Annotated in this window: 16 protein-coding genes, 1 tRNA gene and 1 pseudogene; all 18 read left to right on the forward strand. The window is 53.6% G+C overall.

Going from position 1 to position 20,235, the window contains the following annotated elements; all coding sequences use genetic code 11:
- Positions 1-297, forward strand: a pseudogene (tuf, locus tag BUB55_RS02665) (elongation factor Tu); the annotation flags it as partial.
- 12 nt (positions 298-309) lie between these two features.
- Positions 310-462, forward strand: coding sequence for a 50S ribosomal protein L33 (gene rpmG / locus BUB55_RS02670; RefSeq protein WP_072801172.1), 153 nt, complete (start codon positions 310-312; stop codon positions 460-462).
- A gap of 11 nt (positions 463-473) precedes the next feature.
- Positions 474-546: transfer RNA gene (locus BUB55_RS02675), tRNA-Trp, on the forward strand.
- A gap of 19 nt (positions 547-565) precedes the next feature.
- A complete protein-coding gene (secE, locus tag BUB55_RS02680) occupies positions 566-751 on the forward strand; it encodes a preprotein translocase subunit SecE (RefSeq protein WP_073187996.1) in 186 nt (61 codons plus the stop codon).
- Between the two features lie 4 nt (positions 752-755).
- Positions 756-1,298 carry a transcription termination/antitermination protein NusG gene (nusG, locus tag BUB55_RS02685; protein ID WP_083596842.1) on the forward strand — a complete coding sequence of 181 codons (543 nt, stop codon included), beginning with the start codon at positions 756-758 and terminating at the stop codon, positions 1,296-1,298.
- Between the two features lie 34 nt (positions 1,299-1,332).
- Positions 1,333-1,758: a 50S ribosomal protein L11 gene (gene rplK / locus BUB55_RS02690; RefSeq protein ID WP_073188000.1), complete on the forward strand. Its 426-nt coding sequence runs from the start codon at positions 1,333-1,335 to the stop codon at positions 1,756-1,758.
- A 39-nt stretch (positions 1,759-1,797) separates the two neighbouring features.
- The gene (gene rplA, locus BUB55_RS02695) at positions 1,798-2,484 is read left to right on the forward strand and encodes a 50S ribosomal protein L1 (RefSeq protein ID WP_073188001.1); all 687 of its coding nucleotides are present in this window, start codon (positions 1,798-1,800) and stop codon (positions 2,482-2,484) included.
- Positions 2,485-2,492: 8 nt separating this feature from the next.
- Positions 2,493-3,044, forward strand: a complete 552-nt coding sequence (gene rplJ / locus BUB55_RS02700; RefSeq protein WP_073188003.1) for a 50S ribosomal protein L10 — start codon at positions 2,493-2,495, stop codon at positions 3,042-3,044.
- A gap of 51 nt (positions 3,045-3,095) precedes the next feature.
- Positions 3,096-3,473, forward strand: a complete 378-nt coding sequence (gene rplL / locus BUB55_RS02705) for a 50S ribosomal protein L7/L12 (RefSeq protein ID WP_073188005.1) — start codon at positions 3,096-3,098, stop codon at positions 3,471-3,473.
- Positions 3,474-3,578: 105 nt separating this feature from the next.
- On the forward strand, positions 3,579-7,853 hold the full coding sequence (rpoB, locus tag BUB55_RS02710) for a DNA-directed RNA polymerase subunit beta (protein WP_073188006.1): 4,275 nt from the start codon (positions 3,579-3,581) through the stop codon (positions 7,851-7,853).
- A gap of 1 nt (position 7,854) precedes the next feature.
- Positions 7,855-12,297, forward strand: a complete 4,443-nt coding sequence (gene rpoC, locus BUB55_RS02715) for a DNA-directed RNA polymerase subunit beta' (RefSeq protein ID WP_073188008.1) — start codon at positions 7,855-7,857, stop codon at positions 12,295-12,297.
- A 68-nt stretch (positions 12,298-12,365) separates the two neighbouring features.
- A complete protein-coding gene (rpsL, locus tag BUB55_RS02720; RefSeq protein ID WP_073188010.1) occupies positions 12,366-12,755 on the forward strand; it encodes a 30S ribosomal protein S12 in 390 nt (129 codons plus the stop codon).
- Positions 12,756-12,766: 11 nt separating this feature from the next.
- Complete coding sequence (gene rpsG / locus BUB55_RS02725) at positions 12,767-13,243, forward strand: 30S ribosomal protein S7 (protein WP_073188012.1); 477 nt, start codon at positions 12,767-12,769, stop codon at positions 13,241-13,243.
- 103 nt (positions 13,244-13,346) lie between these two features.
- Positions 13,347-14,168: an FISUMP domain-containing protein gene (locus tag BUB55_RS02730; protein WP_073188013.1), complete on the forward strand. Its 822-nt coding sequence runs from the start codon at positions 13,347-13,349 to the stop codon at positions 14,166-14,168.
- A gap of 57 nt (positions 14,169-14,225) precedes the next feature.
- Entirely contained in the window at positions 14,226-15,641 is a 1,416-nt protein-coding gene (eno, locus tag BUB55_RS02735) for a phosphopyruvate hydratase (RefSeq protein WP_073188015.1), read from the forward strand.
- A gap of 413 nt (positions 15,642-16,054) precedes the next feature.
- Positions 16,055-17,983: an ABC transporter substrate-binding protein gene (locus tag BUB55_RS02740; protein WP_073188017.1), complete on the forward strand. Its 1,929-nt coding sequence runs from the start codon at positions 16,055-16,057 to the stop codon at positions 17,981-17,983.
- Between the two features lie 36 nt (positions 17,984-18,019).
- Complete coding sequence (locus BUB55_RS02745; protein WP_234971772.1) at positions 18,020-19,384, forward strand: ABC transporter permease; 1,365 nt, start codon at positions 18,020-18,022, stop codon at positions 19,382-19,384.
- Positions 19,385-19,386: 2 nt separating this feature from the next.
- The gene (locus tag BUB55_RS02750; RefSeq protein WP_073188020.1) at positions 19,387-20,232 is read left to right on the forward strand and encodes an ABC transporter permease; all 846 of its coding nucleotides are present in this window, start codon (positions 19,387-19,389) and stop codon (positions 20,230-20,232) included.
- The last annotated feature ends 3 nt before the right edge of the window (positions 20,233-20,235 follow it).

Below are 20,235 nucleotides of genomic sequence, written 5' to 3' on the forward strand. Positions count from 1 at the left end.
AAGTCCGTGACTCCGCACACCGAATTCAAGGCCGAGATCTACGTCCTCACGAAGGACGAAGGTGGCCGCCACACGCCGTTCATGAACGGCTACCGCCCGCAGTTCTACTTCCGCACCACCGACGTGACTGGTACCATCCAGCTCCCGGAAGGTGTCGAAATGGTTACTCCGGGTGACACCGTGACCATCCACGTGAACCTGATCGCCCCGATCGCCATGGAAAAGCAGCTCCGCTTCGCTATCCGCGAAGGTGGCCGCACGGTTGGTGCTGGTTCCGTAACTGAAATCATCAAGTAATCGGGATTAAAAATGCCTAGAGAACTCATCACGCTTGAATGCACCGAATGCAATCAGCGCAACTATGACTGCGACAAGAACAAGCGTCTTCATCCTTCCCGCGTGGAATATAAGAAGTACTGCCCGTTCTGCCGCAAGCATACCGTTCACAAGGAAACCAAGTAAGGATTCTGAATAGGTCGGTAGCTCAATTGGTAGAGTCACGGTCTCCAAAACCGTTGGTTGGGGGTTCGAGTCCCTCCCGACCTGCTCAAATTCCGGAGTCATCATGCGTAAGATTCAGCAATATGTCAAGGAGTCCATCCAAGAATTGAAAAAGGTCACTTGGCCTACTTGGGAAGAACTCAAAGGATCCACTCTTGTTGTGATGCTTTTCAGTGTCATCATGGGATTGTATATTGCCGGTCTTGATGTTGGTCTCTCTTGGATCGTCGACAAGATTATGGGGAACTAGTACTATGAAACGTTGGTACGCCATCCATACTTTTTCGGGCCAAGAAAACAACATTAAGAAGCACATCGAGCAGATGATTGAACGCGAAGGTGTTCAAGACAAGTTTGGTCAGATTATCGTACCGACCCGCGAAGTGGTAAGCACCGTTCGCGGTCGTCGTCGTACAACGACCCAACTCTTGTTTCCTGCTTATATCGTTATTGAAATGGAGCTGGACGAGCTCACCCAGCACCTGGTGTCGACCATCAATGGCGTCACCCATTTCGCCGGAATGACACGCGCTTCTCGTGTTCCTATTCCGCTTCAACAGAGCGAGGTCGATCGTCTTCTTGGAGTTAGTCCTGAAAGCTCTACAGAAGGCGAGATCCAAATCCCGTACGAAATTGGCGAAAATGTCCGCATCAAGGAAGGTCCTTTCAAGGACTTTGTGGGCGTCGTAGACGAAATCATGGAAGACAAGACCAAGATCAAGGTCATGGTCACCGTCTTCGGTCGTTCTACGCCCGTCGAACTTGCCTTCAACCAGGTCGAGTCCGCCGACGCTTAATTGTTAGTACGGTTTTTGCAACGGAGATAACACAGTGGCAAAGAAAATCACAGGTTATATTAAACTCCAAATCCCCGGTGGCGCGGCAAACCCGGCTCCTCCGGTAGGTCCCGCCCTTGGTCAGAAGGGCGTGAACATCATGGAGTTCTGTAAGCAATTTAACGCTAAGACTCAAGACGCCAAGGGTATGCTTACCCCGGTGGTCATTACTGTCTACGCCGATAAGAGCTTTACCTTCATCACGAAGGTTCCGCCGGTTCCGGTCCTCATCAAGAAGGCCGTCGGCATTGAGAGTGGTTCTGGTGAACCCAACCGTAAGAAGGTTGCCAAGATCACCAAGGCCCAGATCCAGGAAATCGCCCAAAAGAAGATGCCGGATCTAAACACAATCGACCTCGAAGCTGCTATGCGCATGGTGGCGGGCACTGCTCGTTCCATGGGCGTTGAAGTAGCTGACTGAGGCAGGTAATTCACCGTTACGTATCTGACAGGAAACACCATGTTCAGAGGAAAAAAATACAAAAAGATTGCCGAATCTTTTGACCGTAACCAAGCGTATGGTTTGAAGGAAGCAATCGAAATTCTTAAAAAGTCCGAATTGAAGTTCGACCAGACGGTCGAAGTGCACTTCAATCTCGGTGTGGACCCAAAACATTCCGACCAAGTGGTTCGTGGCACTGTCGTGCTTCCGCATGGTACCGGTCGTAAGGTCCGCGTTCTCGTGTTCTGCAAGGACAATAACATTGAAGTTGCACAGAACGCGGGCGCAGACTACGCTGGTGGTGCCGACTTGGTTCAGAAGATTCAGGAAGGCTGGCTGGACTTTGACGCCGTCGTTGCTACTCCCGACATGATGCCGGTGATTAGTAAGGTGGCTCGTGTCCTCGGTCCTCGTGGTATGATGCCGAGCCCCAAGGCTGGTACGGTGACCGTCAACGTCGCCCAGACCGTCAAGGAACTCAAGGCTGGTAAAATCCAGTACCGCGTCGACAAGGGCTCCAACGTTCACGCCCCCGTAGGCAAGCTCTCCTTCACGGTCGACCAGCTGGCTGAAAACGCCCAGTCTGTGATTGACTCCGTGGTGAAGAACAAGCCGCAATCTTCTAAGGGCACTTACATCAAGAGCCTCACATTGACGGCTACGATGGCCCCGGGCATCAAACTTGATATGGCACTGACACGATAGGAGATACCATGAAAGCTGTAGTTAAAAAACAACAGACCGTGGACGCCCTCGTTGAATCCTTCAAGGATGCTACCGCCGTCTACCTGCTCAATTACCAGGGCATCACTGTCGAAAAGGACAATGCCCTCCGCAAGGCACTCGCCGCAAAGGGTGTTAAGTACCACGCTGTGAAGAATACTCTTCTCAAGCGCGTGCTCGCCGCCCTCAAGGTTGAAGGTCTCGACGAAATGCTGACCGGCGCAACTTCTGTGATGGTTGGCTTCGAAGAAGATCCGCTTCTGCCCGCTCGCGAAATTGAAGCATTCCACAAAGCAAACCCTGATTTCTTGGTCGCCAAGAGCATTTACCTTGATGGTAAGCCGATGCCTGGCTCCGAAGTCGTGAACCTCTCCAAGATCCCGGATCGTAAGGGCATGATCGCTCAGATCGTCTCCATCGCTCTCGGACCTGGCTCCACGATTGCCGGTCAAATCAAGACCCTCCAGGAGAAGCTGGAAAAAGAATCGGGTTCCGATGCAGCCCCTGAAGCAGCAGAAGCTGCTCCTGCAACGGAAGCTTAACAACAAACCACAAACCAAAAATTTTAAACGGAATAATCGGAGAAACACATCATGGCAACTGATATCAAGGCACTGGGCGATCAAATCGTTGGTCTTACCCTTCTCGAAGCTAAGGCTTTGGCTGACTATCTCAAGGAAACCCACGGCATTGAAGCCGCCGCCGGTGGTGCTGTCGTAATGGCAGCCGCTGCAGCAGCTCCTGCTGAAGAAAAGACTGAATTCGACGTCGTGCTCGCGGAAGTCCCGCCTGCCGACAAGAAGATGGCCGTTCTTAAGGAAGTTCGCGCTATCACCGGTCTTGGCCTGGGTGAAGCTAAGAAGTTCGTCGAAACCGCCGGCAGCGTCATCAAGGAAGCTGCTCCGAAGGCTGACGCCGAAGCTCTTAAGAAGAAACTCGAAGAAATCGGAGCAAAGGTTACTCTTAAGTAATGCTTTTGCATCGATGAATTTTCTTTACCAATCGCCTGCACGCGAGTGCGGGCTTTTGGTGTTTTTTACTGAACAAGGCTCTTCTCACCGGATGAGGTATTTCTAATGACTACGGAGCGAAAAAGCTATTCCTCCAACAGGTTCCAACTGGAACTTCCGTACTTGATCGAAGTCCAGAAGGCTTCCTACGAGCAATTCCTTCAAAAGGACATTCCTCAAGAAAAGAGATTGAAGGTCGGGCTGGAACGCGTTTTCCAGGACATTTTCCCGATCACGGATCCCAACGGACTTTTCTCCCTTGAATACGAAAAGTATTCTTTTGGCATCCCGAAATACAGCATCCCTGAATGCCGCGAACGCGGGCTCACTTATTCTATGGAGCTCTACGCGACACTCGCCCTTCGCGTTTTTGAAAAGGACGGCGAAGACACCAAGCTCAAGGAAGAAGTCAAGAACGACGTTTTGATCTGCGAGCTTCCCATTATGACCGAAAACGGCACGTTCATTGTGAACGGCGCCGAACGCGTTGTTGTTTCGCAGTTGCACCGCTCTTACGGTGTGAGCTTCGACGAAGAACTCCAGCCCAACGGCCGCTCTGACTACAAGAGCCGCATTATCCCGCACCGCGGTGCCTGGGTTGAATTCAATACCGAAGGCGACATCCTTTACCTCATCATCGACCGCAAAAAGAAGATTGCCGCGACGGCAATGCTTCGCAGCATCGGTTTTGAGACCACCCAAGATATTTTGAACCTCTTCTACAAGAAGACTGAAGAAGTTAACGTTGCAGAAGAAGCTGAAAAGTTCAATGACGACGGCGTATGCGTCCTCATTGACCGCATTATTTTCAATGACGTTGTCGACGAATCTACCGGTGAAGTTATTGTCGAAGCCAACACTGTCATTGACGACAAGAAGCTCGAACGCCTCCGCGAAAGCAGCGTCGAAAAGATTGTGCTCCTTTCGAAGGAAGAAGAGAACCTCCTTATCCACTACACGCTCGCTGCTGATAAGACCCGTTCTCGCGAAGAAGCGCTCCGCTCCATTTACTCTGTGACGCACCAGCAGCAGGACGAAGCTCCGAACCTGCAGGCTGCCGAAAATTACTTTGACGGGCTCTTCCTCAATGACCCGCGTAAGTACGATCTCGGCGAAGTGGGTCGTTACCGCTTGAACGCCAAGGTCTACAGCCAGTCCATGGTTTCCTTGCTCAAAGAAATCGCCGAACGCTTCAACCTGACCGATTTCAAGATTCCGTCTCTCACGCACATGACGATGACCAAGACGGACTTCCTTGCCATTATCGAGTACATGGTCGGCCTCTACAATGGTGACGAAGGTTACCAGCTTGACGACATCGACCACTTGGGCAACCGTCGCACCCGCTCTGTGGGTGAACTTCTTGCCAACCAGATTTCTGTTGGCCTTAGCCGCATGAGCCGTGTGATTCGCGAAAATCTGTCGCTCCACAATGACGATGAACAGACGACTCCTCGTGACCTCGTGAACACCCGTATGGTGTCTTCTGTGGTCCAGGCCTTCTTTGGCTCCAGCCAGCTTTCTCAGTTCATGGACCAGATGAACCCGCTTTCTGAGCTCACTCACAAGCGTCGTCTCTCTGCTCTTGGCCCCGGTGGCCTTTCCCGTGAACGTGCGGGCTTCGAAGTCCGTGACGTGCACTACACCCATTATGGTCGTTTGTGCCCGATCGAAACTCCGGAAGGTCCGAACATCGGTCTTATTAACTCCCTTGCCTCGTACGCCGTGGTGAACCATTTTGGTTTCATTGAAACCCCGTACCGCATTGTGGGCCTTGTCGATTTTAAGGATGCCCAAGGCAATGTGGTCAAGTTCCCCGAAGAGAAGTGGCACTTTGGCGTTTTCAAGGGCTTTGTGCATGACCCGCACCTGTTTGTGCAGCTCGAGCTCACGAACAAGGAAATGGACTCTGTCCGCATGAACCTCGACAATCGCCAGCGCGAATTGTTCGACAGCTTTGTGAACAAGATCTTCCAGGTGATTACCGCTAGCGACGAAACCATTTTCGTCAAGAACGGTTCTGTTCTCGAAGACTTCAATGGCAAGGCCGATTACGTACAAGTGAACAAGTCCGTGGAACAGGTTGTTTCTGACTTTATCACCTACCTCACCGCCGACGAAGAAGATGAGTTCAAGGTGGCTCCGGCCTCGACCGAACTCACCGACGACAACCGCTTCAAGGAAGAATACGTGATTGTTCGCGACAAGAGCGAATACCCGCACGTGCTCCGTCAAGACAGCATCGAAATCGGCGACAAAGATGTGGAACACATCGACCTCATGGACGTGGCCCCGATGCAGATTGTGTCTGTGGCCGCTGGCCTCATCCCGTTCCTTGAACACGACGACGCCAACCGTGCCTTGATGGGCTCCAACATGCAGCGCCAGGCTGTGCCTTTGCTTCGTGCCGAAGCCCCTGTGGTGGGTACCGGCCTCGAACGCCGTGCCGCACTCGACTCGGGTACCGTGGTCCGCGCTAAGCACGACGGTAAGGTGACCTTCGTCGACGCCCGCAACATCACGGTCCTTCGCGGTAAAATGGTGAACGGCAACTTTGAACAGTTGACGGGTCTCGGCGAAAACTATGAATTCTTGGGCAAGGACCCGATTGACGAATACGTTCTCCGCAAGTTCGAACGCAGCAACCAGGATTCCTGCATTAACCAAAAGCCCATCGTGAACGTGGGTGACTTCGTCAAGGCTGGAGATGTGCTGGCCGACGGTGTCTCGACCGACCACGGTGAACTCGCTTTGGGTAAGAACATTTTGATCGGCTTCCTCCCGTGGAATGGTTACAACTACGAAGACGCCGTTATTATTTCCGAAGAACTCGCTATCAAGGACACCTTCACTTCGATCCACATCGAAGAATACGAACTCGAAGTCCGCGACACTAAGCGCGGCCCCGAGGAACTCACTCGCGAAATCCCGAACGTCGGTGAAGATGCGCTTCGCAACCTCGACGAGAATGGCGTGATCCGCGTGGGTGCCGAAGTCGGTCCTGATGACATCCTCGTGGGTAAGGTTACCCCGAAGGGCGAAACCGAACTCTCTCCGGAAGAACGTTTGCTCCGCGCTATCTTTGGCGAAAAGGCCGGCGATGTGCGCGACTCCTCCCTCAAGGCTCCTCCGGGAATGAAGGGCGTTGTGCTCGAAACCCGCGTATTCAGCAAGAAGGACAAGGCCGACAAGAAGAGCAAGGAAAAGGATCAGGAAACCATCGAAGAAATTCGTTCCAACTTCCAGATTCAGATTGACAAGATCAAGGAATCTTGCCGTGAGCACTTGTTCGAACTCCTTGGTGGCAAGGCCGCTGGCAAGGTGATGGACAACGAAACTCACGAACTCCTTGTTCGCGAAGGCCAGATTTACAACGAACAGAACCTCGCCCTGATCGACGTGACCAAGGTTTCTCCCGCCTCCACCTTCGTGGTCGGCGACGACGAACTCCAGGAACAGGTGCTCTCGCTCGTGCTCGTTGCACGCGACAACCTGGACACCCTCACTCGCACCATGGAAAAGGAAATTGACAAGGTGACGAAGGGCGACGAACTCAAGCCGGGCGTTTTGAAGAGCGTCAAGGTCTACATCGCCAAGAAGCGTTGCCTCTCTATCGGTGACAAGATGGCTGGTCGTCACGGTAACAAGGGCGTCGTCTCCAAGATCGTTCCGGTCGAAGACATGCCGTTCACCGAAGACGGTCGTCCGCTTCAGATTCTTTTGAACCCGATGGGCGTGCCTTCCCGTATGAACATCGGTCAGGTGCTCGAAGTGCACTTAGGCTGGGCTGCCAAGACCCTCGGTTTCAAGGTTTCTACGCCGGTGTTCGATGGTGCCAAGTTCGAGGATATCTGCAAGGAACTCGAAAAGGCTTACCAGAAGAACCCGATTGTGAACTACGAAATGGATCCGGAAAACAACAAGATCATCGGTAAGGCCAAGCTCTATGACGGCAAGACCGGTGAAGCCTTCTTGAACCCGGTGACCATCGGTTACATGTACTACCTCAAGCTCGGTCACTTGGTGGACGACAAGATCCACGCCCGTTCTATCGGCAGCTACGCCCTCGTGACGCAGCAGCCGCTCGGCGGTAAGAGCCAGTTCGGTGGTCAGCGCTTTGGTGAAATGGAAGTGTGGGCCATGGAAGCTTACGGTGCGGCCTACACGCTGCAGGAACTCCTCACCGTCAAGAGTGACGATGTGCAGGGACGTTCTCAGGTGTACGACGCCATTGTCCATGGCAAGAACACTCCGAAGCCGGGTATCCCCGAGTCCTTCAACGTTATGATTCGCGAAGTTCATTCTTTGGGTCTTGACATCGAGACCACTGGAGATAAGTAATATGTCCGAAGAAATGATGGAAATTCAAGAAAATTCTGGCGACATTTCGATTCATCTTGCCGCTCCGGACCTGATCCGTTACTGGTCTTACGGTGAAGTCACCAAGCCGGAAACGATCAACTATCGTTCCTTCAAGCCCGAGAAGGATGGCCTTTTCTGCGAAAAGATCTTTGGACCGGTCAAGAACTGGGAATGCAATTGCGGCAAGTTCAAGCGCGTGCGCTACAAGGGCGTTATCTGTGACCGTTGCGGCGTCGAAGTGACACACTCCAAGGTGCGTCGCGAACGCATGGGCCACATTGAACTTGCGATTCCTCTCGCTCACATCTGGTTCGTCCGTAACCAGCCGTGCGTCATTGGTGCCCTCCTCGGCATCAATACCAAGGAACTGGAACAGGTCATTTACTACGAACGTTACGTGGTGATCGACAAGGGCGATACCGACCTCGAAGAGAATTCCCTCATTGACGAGGCTACCTACCAGGACCTCGTCGCCGAAGACCGTAAGTTCGACGCCAAGATGGGCGCCTCTGCCATCAAGCAGTTGCTTGACCGCATCGACTTGGCCAAGCTCTCTGCCGACCTCCGCCTGCAGGCGACTTCCAAGTCCCGCACCAAGGTCGACGAGGCCATCAAGCGTTTGAAGATTGTGGACGCTTTCCGCAAGTCCCAGATGGAAAGCTTCCGTAGCTACTACAACAATCCGGACGGTTCCCGCGATTCCGGCAAGGCTTGGCTCAAGGGCCTCGCCGAAGCTGTCGCCGAATTCAAGGCCGATTACGAGTCCAAGCACGATGACTTTGTGCTGGCCGACGCCTTTGAAGAATTCCGTCGCAAGTACCCGAACGAAGTTCGCCTGCTTGCGAATCAGCCGTCTTGGATGATTCTCGACGTGCTTCCGGTGATTCCGCCGGACCTGCGCCCGCTCGTTCCGCTCGAAGGCGGCCGCTTTGCCACGTCCGATTTGAACGAACTTTATCGTCGCGTTATTAACCGTAATAACCGTTTGAAAAAGCTCATTGACATCCGTGCCCCTAATGTGATTCTCTGCAACGAAAAGCGCATGTTGCAAGAAGCTGTCGACCAGTTGTTCGACGGCGGCCGTCGCGTGGCCCGTTCTGGCACGTCTCGTCCGCAAAAGAGCCTCGCCGAGCTCCTCAAGGGCAAGCAGGGTCGCTTCCGTATGAACCTCCTCGGTAAGCGTGTTGACTACTCCGGACGTTCCGTCATTGTGGTGGGCCCGGAACTCAAGATGCACCAGTGCGGTCTCCCGAAGCGCATGGCTCTCGAACTGTACAAGCCGTTCATTATCCAGCGCTTGGAAGAAGACGGTATTGTGTACACGCTCAAGTCCGCAAAGAAGTATGTGGACGCCGAACGTCCCGAAGTTTGGGACATTCTCGAAGAAATTATCGAAGACCATCCGGTGATGCTGAACCGTGCTCCGACGCTTCACCGCCTGGGTATTCAGGCTTTCTACCCGAAGCTCATCGAAGGTAATGCAATCCGTCTGCACCCGCTCGTCTGTACCGCTTTCAACGCGGACTTCGACGGTGACCAGATGGCTGTGCACCTTCCGCTCAGCTTCGAGACCCAGCTCGAATGCCGCGTTTTGATGCTGTCTTCCAACAACATTCTCCACCCCGCCTCTGGTCAGCCGATTGCTGTGCCGGGTCAGGACATTGTGCTTGGTCTTTACTACCTCACCAAGCCGCGTCCGGGTCGCAAGGGCGAGGGCATGCACTTCTTCGATGCTGCCGAAGCGGTTCGCGCTTACGAAAACGGCGTTGTCGACTTGAATGCGAATGTTTACCTCAAGCTCGAGGCTGGCCGCAAGATCTACATGGGCGCTCTCGAGAAGGATTGCACCTGCGTTCGCGAAATGGCTGACGATAACGGCAACATCGAAGTGAACGTCAAGGCCGGTGAAAAGGTCAAGTTCCTCACCTTGAAGGACTCGAATGTCATCAAGACGACGGTTGGCCGTATCATCTTCAACGAATTTGTTCCGAATGAACTTGGCTACGCCAACGAAACCTTCGGCAAGAAGGTCATCGCCAAGTCCATTGACGATCTCTACCGCCGTACCGGCAACCGCGTGACTGTGGATTACCTCGACGACCTCAAGGCGAACGGTTACAAGTGGGCAACGCGCGCTGGTTCTTCTGTGGCTATCGCCGAAATGGTGATCCCCGAAGAGAAGCAGGCCATGCTTGATGCCGCCACCGAAAAGGTCAACGAAATCCGCAGCCTTTACGAAGACGGTGTCATTACCGACGGTGAACGTTATAACCAGATTATTGACGTGTGGTCCAAGACTACTGCCGATGTCGCTGCCAAGCAGTGGGATTTGCTGAGTCACGACCGCGATGGTTTCAACCCTGTTTACATGATGGCCGACTCTGGCGCTCGTGGTAGCCGCCAGCAGATTATGCAGCTCTCCGGTATGCGCGGTCTGATGCAGAAACCGATTAAGCAGCTCGGTGGTCAGGAAGTTATCGAGAACCCGATTAAGTCCTGCTTCCGCGAAGGCTTGAACGTGATGGAATACTTCATCTCGTCTCACGGTGCTCGTAAGGGTCTTGCCGATACCGCTCTTAAGACGGCTGACGCTGGTTACTTGACTCGTCGTCTCGTTGACGTGGGTCAGGATCTCGTGATTACCGAGCCCGACTGCGGCACGACGAATGGTATCGAAGTTTCCGCATTCAAGGACGGTGACGACACCGTGATTCCTTTGGAAGAACGTTTGCTCGGTCGTGCTCCGGTTGAAGACATCAAGCACCCGGTGACGGGCGAAGTGATTGTGAAGGCCGGCGAACTCGTGACCGAACGCGACCTCCCGAAGATCAGTGCCACTGGTCTTGAACACATCAAGATGCGTTCTGTGCTTACTTGCGAATCCCGCACGGGCGTTTGCTCCAAGTGCTACGGCCGTATGCTGGCTTCCGGTCGCCCGGTTGACTTGGGTGAAGCCGTGGGTGTGCTCGCTGCGCAGTCCATCGGTGAACCGGGTACGCAGCTGACCCTCCGTACGTTCCACATCGGTGGTGCCTCTAGCCGTTTGACTGTTGAAAACAACAAGAAGGCTCTGGTCGATGGCCGCGTGGAACTCGAACAGGTCGAGACCGTGCTTCATGAAGGCCAGAAGGTGGTCACCAGCCGTATGGGCGAATTGGTCATCTTCGACAATACAGGCATTAACAAGGGACGTTACCAGATTCCGTACGGCGCCATTTTGCACGTCGAGAACAACGCTACCGTCAAGACCGGCGATGTGATGTTCGAATGGGATCCGTATAACAGCCCGATCATTACCAACGTGGCCGGTAAGGTCAAGCTCGTCGACCTCGTTGAAAACAAGACATTCCGTATCGAAAAGGACGAAAACACCGACGTCGAGACTTGGATTGTGATTAGCGAAAAGCACGGCAGCAGCACCAAGCAGCTCCGTCCGGCTATCACGGTGCTCGACGCTTCCGGCAACAAGGTGGGTAACTCCATGCTTCCGGATGGTGCCATCCTTACGGTCAAGGACGGCGATGCCGTTTCTATCGGTTCCACGGTGGCCAAGCTCCCGCGTGCAGCCGGTAAGACCCGCGACATTACCGGTGGTCTTCCGCGTGTGGCAGAACTCTTCGAAGCCCGTAGGCCGAAGAATACTGCCGTGCTCGCCCCGATGGACGGTCTTATCGTCATGGGCAACGAAGTCCGCGGCAACCAAGAAGTTATTATCAAGATGGACGACCAAGAAGCGAAGGTGCTGGTTCCGCGTGGCGTCCACTTGGCGGTCAACGAAGGTGACCGTGTCCGCGCTGGTCAAAAGATCAGCGAAGGCAGTGCAGACCCGCACGACATCCTGACAATCCTCGGACCTGAAGAGGTCCAGCGCCACCTGGTTAACGAAATCCAGGCTGTGTACCGCCTGCAAGGTGTGGCTATCGCAGATAAGCACATCGAATGCATCGTTCGCCAGATGATGCGTAAGGTGAAGGTAAAGGATTCCGGCGATTCTGAACTGCTCCCGGGCGAAGAAATCTCCAAGGCACGTCTCCGCGCCGAGAACGACAAGCTCGTAGCTCAGGGCAAGACGCCGGCGACCTTCACGCCGATGCTCCTTGGTATCACGAAGGCTTCCCTCGCGACAGACAGCTTCATCTCTGCCTGCTCGTTCCAGGAAACGACCAAGATCCTTACCCGCGCTTCTATCGAAGGGCAGGTGGACCCGCTCATGGGCCTCAAGGAGAACGTGATTATGGGTCGACTGATTCCGTGCGGTACCGGTGCCCGCCACCTGAGGAACGTTCAGGTGCTCGATGCCGATGCCGAGGCAGAGGAACGCGCTCGTTTGCAAAACGTACATGCAGAATATTCTGAAGTCGATAGCGGCATCCAGATGCTGGATAACGAAATCGGCGTCTCTGACGAGGAAGAAGCGGAATAATTTGCGTAAGTACTTGAAATAATTGGGAAAAAAACTATATTTGCACTCCAAAATCTAGGAGATTAACAGTGCCAACTATTCAACAGCTCGTCCGTAACGGACGTGAACAGATCAGCAACAAGACCGCTTCCGTGGCCTTGAAGTCCTGCCCGCAAAAGCGTGGCGTTTGCACCCGTGTGTACACCAGCACCCCGAAGAAGCCGAACTCCGCTCTTCGTAAGATTGCCCGTGTGCGCCTTTCCAACAAGATGGAAGTGACTGCTTACATCCCCGGCGAAGGCCACAACCTTCAGGAACACTCCATCGTGCTCATCCGCGGTGGTCGTGTGAAGGACGTTCCGGGTGTTCGTTACCACATCATTCGTGGCGCTCTCGATACTCAGGCCGTCAACGGCCGTCAGAACGCCCGTTCCAAGTATGGTGTTAAAAAGAAAGGTGCCGCTCCGGCAAAGAAGTAAGGTGGTAAAATATGTCTAGAAGAAGAAAGGCCCTCCATCGCTCCATCCTCCCGGATCCGCGTTACAAGTCTACTCTCGTTACCGAACTCGTCGGTGTTGTCCTTAAGCAGGGCAAGAAGACCATCGCCGAACAGATCGTCTACACTGCTCTCGAAGAACTCGACAAGAAGGTCGAAGGCAAAGAAACTGCCCTCGAAAAGTTTGAAGCCTGCCTTGAAAACATCAAGCCGCGCCTCGAAGTCAAGTCCCGTCGTATTGGTGGTGCCAACTACCAGGTGCCGATGGAAGTGGCTCCGGACCGTGCCAAGGCTTTGGCTCTCCGTTGGTTGCTCGATGCTGCCCGTAACCGCAACGAACCGAACATGGCTACTCGCCTTGCCGCTGAACTCGTTGCTGCCAAGGCCGGTGAAGGCAACGCCGTCCGCAAGAAGAACGACACGCACAAGATGGCCGAAGCCAACAAGGCTTTCGCCCACTTCCGTTTCTAATTCTTACGAACTAGCACAGAATTATCCTAGAGGAAGGGCTCGCTTACAAAAGCGAGCCTTTTCTGTTATTTTTACATTTAAAATAAACAAATGGGGTTTTATCATGGGATTCAAGAAGCGTGTCATTGCGAGCAGGCTGAAAGCCGTCGCGAAGCAATCTCTAGCCATCGTTGCTGCTACATTTCTGCTTGCGGCCTGTGGCGACGTTTCCAGCAGCAATATCGGTGATGTTAAAGAGCTTGATGGAGCTTCGCAAGAGAATTTGGTCTGTCGGGCGGAATGTGAAAAAGGCGAGATAAGGGATAATCGTGATGGACATATTTATGGGACGGTTCGTATAGGGGAACAGGTTTGGCTTTCAGAAAATCTTGTCTTTAAGGCTCATAACAGTGGTTGCTTTGATAATGATGAAAAAAATTGTAGCCAATATGGACGGCTATATACTTGGGCATCGGCTATGGGACGGACCGAAGATGAATGTGGTGTTGAAAAGCTTTGTAATCAAGTAGAAGAACCATATAGAGGTATTTGCCCTGAGGGTTTCCACATTCCGAGCGTTGCTGAGTTCGAACAATTGTCTAAATATGTACGCGATTGTGGTAAGTCGGGTAACCTCTTTTTGAGTTTAGCTCATAAATTAAACGCATCGTTGCAATATAATTCGAATGAGTATATAGATGAATTTTCATTCGGGGCTTTTTTAGGGGGATATGGATATCGTACTATGGACGATACGGCATCAACATTGTGGCCGTCCTATTTGAAATTTATGGACCAGACGATTTTTTGGACAATAGACCAACTAGGGACGCCCAAACCTAATGTATATGCGTGGATGTGGTACATGCTCGTCGATTCAATGGAATCTAAGTCGTCCTATGATCGCAAGGATGAAGGTTTTTCCATTAGGTGCTTGAAGGACTGAAGACGAAATTCCTATATTTACAGCACAAAATTTCACACTAAACCAAAAGGCTAAAAAATGGCTTCTAAAATTAAATCCGTTGTTGCCCGCCAGATCCTCGACTCTCGCGGCAATCCCTCTCTCGAAGTTGATGTTACCCTCGAAAACGGCGTGAAGGGTCACGCTGCTGTCCCGAGCGGTGCTTCTACCGGCGAACGCGAAGCTTGCGAACTCCGCGACGGCGACAAGAAGACCTACTGCGGCAAGGGCACGCTCACTGCTGTGAAGAACGTGAACACCAAGATCGCCAAGAAGATCATCGGCATGGACCCGGCCAAGCAGACCGAAGTCGACGACGCCATGATCGCTCTCGACGGCAACCGCATGCTCAAGAACACCCTCGGTGCAAACGCCATCCTCGGCGTTTCCATGGCTGTCTGCTGCGCCGCTGCTAACGACGCCAAGATGCCTCTCTACCAGTACATCGCCAAGCTCCATGGCACCAAGAAGCTCACGCTCCCGTGCCCGATGTGCAACGTGATCAACGGCGGTGCTCACTCCTCCGCTCCGATCGACTTCCAGGAATTCATGATCGCCCCGGTTGGCGCCAAGACGTTCTCCAAGGGCCTCCAGATGGTCACCGAAATCTTCCACGCCCTCAAGTCCGTGCTGAAGAACGGTGGCTTCGACACCACCGTCGGTGACGAAGGTGGCTTTGCTCCGGGCGTTGCTATCAAGCCCGCCAAGAACAAGTTCGGTTACGAAATCAAGGACGTGATGACCCTCGAAAAGGCTCTCGCCGCCCTCAAGACCGCTACTGAAAAGGCCGGTTACAAGTTCGGTTCCGACATCAAGATCGCTCTCGACGTTGCTTCTTCTGAATTCTGCGACAAGAACACCAAGAAGGGCAAGCCGGAAACCTACACCTTCAAGAAGAGCACCAAGAAGACTGTCAAGTCTGCCGACATGGTGAAGCTCTACGAAAAGCTCATCGACAAGTACTCCATCTTCTCCATTGAAGACGGTCTCGATGAAGCTGACTGGGCTGGCTGGAAGGTCATGACCGACAAGCTCGGTGGCAAGATCAACCTCGTGGGTGACGACCTGTTCGTTACCAACCCGACCATCTTCGACGAAGGCATCAAGGCTGGCATCGCCAACGCTATCCTCATCAAGGTGAACCAGGTGGGTTCCGTGTCCGAAACTCTCGCTGCCATCAAGCGCGCTCAGAACGAAGGCTATGCTCCGATCGTTTCTCACCGCTCTGGCGAAACCGAAGACACCTTCATTGCTGACCTCGCCGTCGGTACTGCCGCTGGCCAGATCAAGACTGGTTCTCTCTCCCGTACGGACCGCGTTTGCAAGTACAACCGCCTCCTCCGCATCGAAGAAGAACTCGGCAAGGCTGCCGTGTACGCCGGTGACCCGCGCAAGGCTTGCAAGGCCGCTCCTGCTGCCAAGAAGTGCGGCTGCAAGAAGGCTTGCAAAAAGTAATTTCTTAAACCATTAGAATTACTGAAAGAGGCGTCCCTATCAAGGGACGCTTCTTTTGTATAGACAAATTTTTTGCAGTTTGTGGGAGTGAGTTTATCTGTAATTTGATGCAAGTTGCTTTTTGGGGCCGGGCGCAGAACTCCCGTCTGCCGTCGCAGCGTTTAAGGGGAGGGCTCTGCCGGGATGCCTGTTTGTGTGGCGGGCGGCCGGTCCGGAGGGCTTGGAATAACAGGAAAACCCCACAAAAAGAAGATTTTTGGTAAAAATTTTTAAACATCCGGTGCCGAATCCCACTGTATATACGCACGTATCGGTTTTTTTTATTAAATGAAATCATTTTTTTTGGAATAATCTATATTAAGTTTTGATTTTTCATCAAAAGCCGTAAATCGGCTTATAATAAGAGGATACCAATGATTGGATTGAAAACGATTGCCAAGACCGCAGTAGCGCTTTCGGCATCGGCGGCCCTTTTTGGATGTGGAAGCGCATCTGACGATGGCCTTGCCGGCGGATCCCTTCCGCGTCAAGAAACGCTTTATTTGTCTGGGCAGCAGAATGACGCTCCTGCTACTTTTAACCCGCTGGCCGAAAGCTGGATGGCCGCTTGGCCGATTGGCGGACGTTTCAACCTGGTTTACGAACCGTTGATTACGTACAATTCCCTCACGGGCGAAATCGAGCCGTTGTTGGGAACTCTTGTTGCTGAACTTTCGAACAACGACAGCATTGTCATTGACTTGAATCCCGCTGCCAAGTGGAGCGACGGCAAGCCGGTCGTCTCCGACGACGTGAAGTTCATTTTCACGAACGGCGCCATCAACACGAGCGAACAGATTTCGGCTATCCACGTGGATACACTCTACGCCGAACCGGCAGCCCAGGACTCCGCTCAGACCGCCGCCCCGAAGCAGATGAAGGGCGAACGCCTTTCGTTCATTGTGAACAAGGCGCAGCGCAACAACCCGCTCTCGGTGCGTGACCTTTTGCAGGCCATCCGCATTGTGCCGGCCCACGTGTTTGCCAAGCTCATTGAGGAAAAGGGCTCCAAGGACGAAGTCAAGAAACTCCTGATGGATTCCGAGGAACTCGCAAGCATCGAAGGTATGCCGGCTTCCCAGATCAGCATGCTCAACGGCAAGTACTACCGTACCCCGATCGTGAGCGGTCCGTACAATCTCCGCAGCGCCGACCCGAACAAGATCATTTTGGAACGCCGCGACGACTACTGGGGCAATGCCGCCCTTCACGATGGCAAGCTCCCGGCTCCGAAGTACATTGTTCACCCGATTTACAAAAACAACGAGCACAACACCATCGCCATGCGTGAAGGCAACCTGGACGCTTCCCAGAGCTACATCCCGCGCATCAACCGCAAGACAGGCGCCGGCGTTCACACTTGGCTGAACGAACCGCCGTACTACCTGCCGGGCGCCATGCCGATGATGATCATCAACACGATGAAGGAACCGCTCAACGACAAGCGCTTCCGCCGTGCCTTGGCTACCGCCATTGACTACAACGCCCTCCGCCAGTTCGCCGTGTCGAACTACACCTCGCAGATTAAGCCGGGGCTCATTATGCCCACGGTTCTCGAAGGCAAGTACATTGACGACGCCGACTGCGCCAAGTACGGTGTGAATCTTGGCATTAGCGATGAGGCCGAACGATTGAACACGGTGAAGCAGATGCTCTCCGACGCCGGCTTCAAGTCGGTTTGGAAGGATGACGGCACTCTGGACCACATGGAAAACGCCAAGGGAGAAAAGCTCCCGACGCTCTACATTACGAGCCCGACCGGTTGGACCGACTGGGAAGCCATTGTGACCATCGCCGTCGAAGGCATGCGCAAGGCGGGCATCGACATTCGTGAAGGCTTTGTGGACGGCGGTTCCTACTGGCCGGCCATGGGCCTTGGCAACTTTGACCTCGTGATGCACAAGCCCGTCGCCGACGTGACTCCGTCTCTCCCGTGGAGCCGCTTCAACGAGGTGATGGCCAGCCGTGACTGGCAGCCGCTTGGCGCCTGGGCCGGCGTGAACATCGGCCGTTACAACCAGCCGGGCACTCCGGAATTCCGTCCGGAAGTGGACCAACTGTTGAACGCCATCCCGCTGATGACCGACTCTGCTGAAATCGCCAAGTCCTACCGTGAACTGAACAAGATCTTTATGGAAGACCAGCCGTCGATTCCGCTCGTCTACCTGCCGGAACAGTTCTACGAATTCAGCGACCGCGTTTGGACCAACTGGCCGACTGCCGAAAACCCCTACGCTCCGGCTCAGCTGCCGTGGGTGGCTTCGGGCACCAAGACCCTTTGGAATTTGAAGCTTGCTAAATAAAGGATGAAGGATTAACAAATGCTTAAACAATATCCTATGCTACGATATGTCCTGCAGAAGGCGTTCTGGTACTTGCTGACCTTCGTCTGCGCAGTGGCACTCAACTTTGCGTTGCCGCGTCTTGGCGACAACAACCCGGTCGACATCATTATGGGTCAAGCGGGCAAGGGCCTTTCTCCGACTGAAGCCCAGGCGAAGAAGGCCGAACTCCTGAAGTCCTTCGGCATGGCCGAACTCGACGAACAGGGCAATGTGATTTATGAACCGGAAGTGGACGAGAACGGCCAGATGAAGACTGTTCGCGTCGCGAAACTCGACGAGAACGGTGCCCCGGTGATGAAGACTGTCAAGGAAGTGAACGAAGACGGCTCTCCCAAGATGGTTGAACGCCAGAAGGTCGACGAAGCCGGCAACCCGGTGTTCGAAGAAAAGCCGGTGCTCGATGCCAAGGGCAAGCCTGTGATGGAAAAAGACCCGAAGACCAAGAAGAAGGTCGCGAAGGTCGAACAGGTTCCCGTCATGGAAACAGTCCAGGCAGAACACCAAGACACCGTCATGGTGGACCAGGCTGTGCTTAAGACCGACCCGAAGCTCTCCTCTGCGCTTTCGCAGTTTGGCTCCTACATTCTTAACGTGTTCCACGGCGATCTCGGCCGCAGCTTCTCTACGAGTGAGCCTGTCACCGACATCATCAAGAAGTCCCTCCCGTGGACGCTCCTCATCCAGGCCCCGACCATCATCCTCGGCTGGATCATCGGTAACCTCCTTGGCGCCTTTGCCGCTTACAAGCGCGGCGTGTTTGACAAGGTGTTCTTCCCGGTGGCCATGTTCCTGAACGGTGTGCCGTTCTTCGTGTTCGGTATGCTTTTGGTGGCCCTTTTCTCCATCACTCTCGGCTGGTTCCCCGCCATGGGCGCCTACAGCTCCGATATTCCCGAGCTGACGTTCTCCTGGGCCTGCATCAAGAGTGTGGGCTGGTATTACATCCTCCCGTTCTTCTCGGTGTTCCCGATTCTTCTTTCGGGTCAGGCAACGGGTATGCGCTCCATGTCCATTTACGAACTCGGCACCGACTACATGAAGTACGCCAAGTGGCTCGGCCTTAAGGAAGGCAAGATCATTAGCTATGTGTTCCGCAACGCCATGCTCCCGCAGCTCACGGGTCTTGCTCAGAGCCTCGGTGCGATGGTGGGTGGTGCCCTTATTACCGAAATGATCTTCTCCTACCCGGGTCTCGGCATGGCGATGCTTAATGCCATTCAAAAGAACGACTACGCAACCATCCAGGGCTGCACCTTGATGATTTCTACTTGCGTGCTCGTTGCAAACTTTGCAGTTGACGTTTTGATTGCAGTCTTTGACCCGCGTGTCAAGGCCGGTCTCCAGATGGGAGGTAAGTAATCATGGGAAAACTCTTAAGAAACCTTCTCAAGTCCCCGATGTTTGTCATCGGTGTATCGATCTTTGTCCTTTCGCTGTTGATTGCCCTCTTTGGACCGCTCTTCTACAGTGTGGATATTAACGCCCGCGACATCATGGCTGGCCCCTATGCCGGTTCCAGTGCAGACCACCTGCTTGGCACCGACCACCTTGGCCGTGACTATGTGTCCCTTTTGATTGCGGGTCTCCGTTCTTCCCTCTACGTCGGGTTTATTGCGGGTATCATCGCGACGACCATCGGCGTGCTCATCGGTTTGTTTGGCGGTTTCCGCGGCGGCTGGATTGACGAAGTGTTGAACATGCTCACTAACATCTTCATCGTGATTCCGCAGTTCGTGATTCTCGTTCTTATCAGCTCCGCTGTTAAGGATGGCCGCTCTCTCACCTTGATTGGCCTTATCATCGGTCTCACCGCTTGGAGCTGGTCTGCCCGTGCTGTTCGTGCGCAGGCTTCTTCCCTCCGTAGCCGTGACCACATCGCCCTTGCCCGTATCAACGGTGCAAGCACCTTGACCATCGTCATCAAGCATGTGCTCCCGTACCTGCTTTCGTACGTGTTCATGGTGTTCATCATGCAGGTGTCTTCGGGAATCCTCTCCGAAGCGTCCATCTCCATGATTGGCCTCGGCCCTGTGGATTCCACGAGCCTCGGTATCATTTTGAACCAGGCCAAGGATAACGGTGCCCTTTCTGACTCCATTTGGATTGCGTTCATCCCGGCGACCATCGTCATTACGCTTACGGTGTTTGCCCTCTACCTGATTAACACGTCCATGGAAGGCGTCTTTAACCCGCGTCTGCGCAAGTAAGAG

Source organism: Fibrobacter sp. UWP2, assembly GCF_900141705.1.
GTDB lineage: Bacteria > Fibrobacterota > Fibrobacteria > Fibrobacterales > Fibrobacteraceae > Fibrobacter.

Bases quoted from the DNA above. Each gene is read 5' to 3' on its own strand.
- nusG (WP_083596842.1), top strand. From the start codon at position 756: ATGAAACGTTGGTACGCCATCCATACTTTTTCGGGCCAAGAAAACAAC.
- eno (WP_073188015.1), top strand. From the start codon at position 14,226: ATGGCTTCTAAAATTAAATCCGTTGTTGCCCGCCAGATCCTCGACTCT.
- rpsG (WP_073188012.1), top strand. From the start codon at position 12,767: ATGTCTAGAAGAAGAAAGGCCCTCCATCGCTCCATCCTCCCGGATCCG.
- secE (WP_073187996.1), top strand. From the start codon at position 566: ATGCGTAAGATTCAGCAATATGTCAAGGAGTCCATCCAAGAATTGAAA.
- BUB55_RS02750 (WP_073188020.1), top strand. From the start codon at position 19,387: ATGGGAAAACTCTTAAGAAACCTTCTCAAGTCCCCGATGTTTGTCATC.
- rplA (WP_073188001.1), top strand. From the start codon at position 1,798: ATGTTCAGAGGAAAAAAATACAAAAAGATTGCCGAATCTTTTGACCGT.
- rpoC (WP_073188008.1), top strand. From the start codon at position 7,855: ATGTCCGAAGAAATGATGGAAATTCAAGAAAATTCTGGCGACATTTCG.
- rpoB (WP_073188006.1), top strand. From the start codon at position 3,579: ATGACTACGGAGCGAAAAAGCTATTCCTCCAACAGGTTCCAACTGGAA.
- BUB55_RS02730 (WP_073188013.1), top strand. From the start codon at position 13,347: ATGGGATTCAAGAAGCGTGTCATTGCGAGCAGGCTGAAAGCCGTCGCG.
- rplJ (WP_073188003.1), top strand. From the start codon at position 2,493: ATGAAAGCTGTAGTTAAAAAACAACAGACCGTGGACGCCCTCGTTGAA.
- BUB55_RS02740 (WP_073188017.1), top strand. From the start codon at position 16,055: ATGATTGGATTGAAAACGATTGCCAAGACCGCAGTAGCGCTTTCGGCA.
- rplL (WP_073188005.1), top strand. From the start codon at position 3,096: ATGGCAACTGATATCAAGGCACTGGGCGATCAAATCGTTGGTCTTACC.
- rpmG (WP_072801172.1), top strand. From the start codon at position 310: ATGCCTAGAGAACTCATCACGCTTGAATGCACCGAATGCAATCAGCGC.
- BUB55_RS02745 (WP_234971772.1), top strand. From the start codon at position 18,020: ATGCTACGATATGTCCTGCAGAAGGCGTTCTGGTACTTGCTGACCTTC.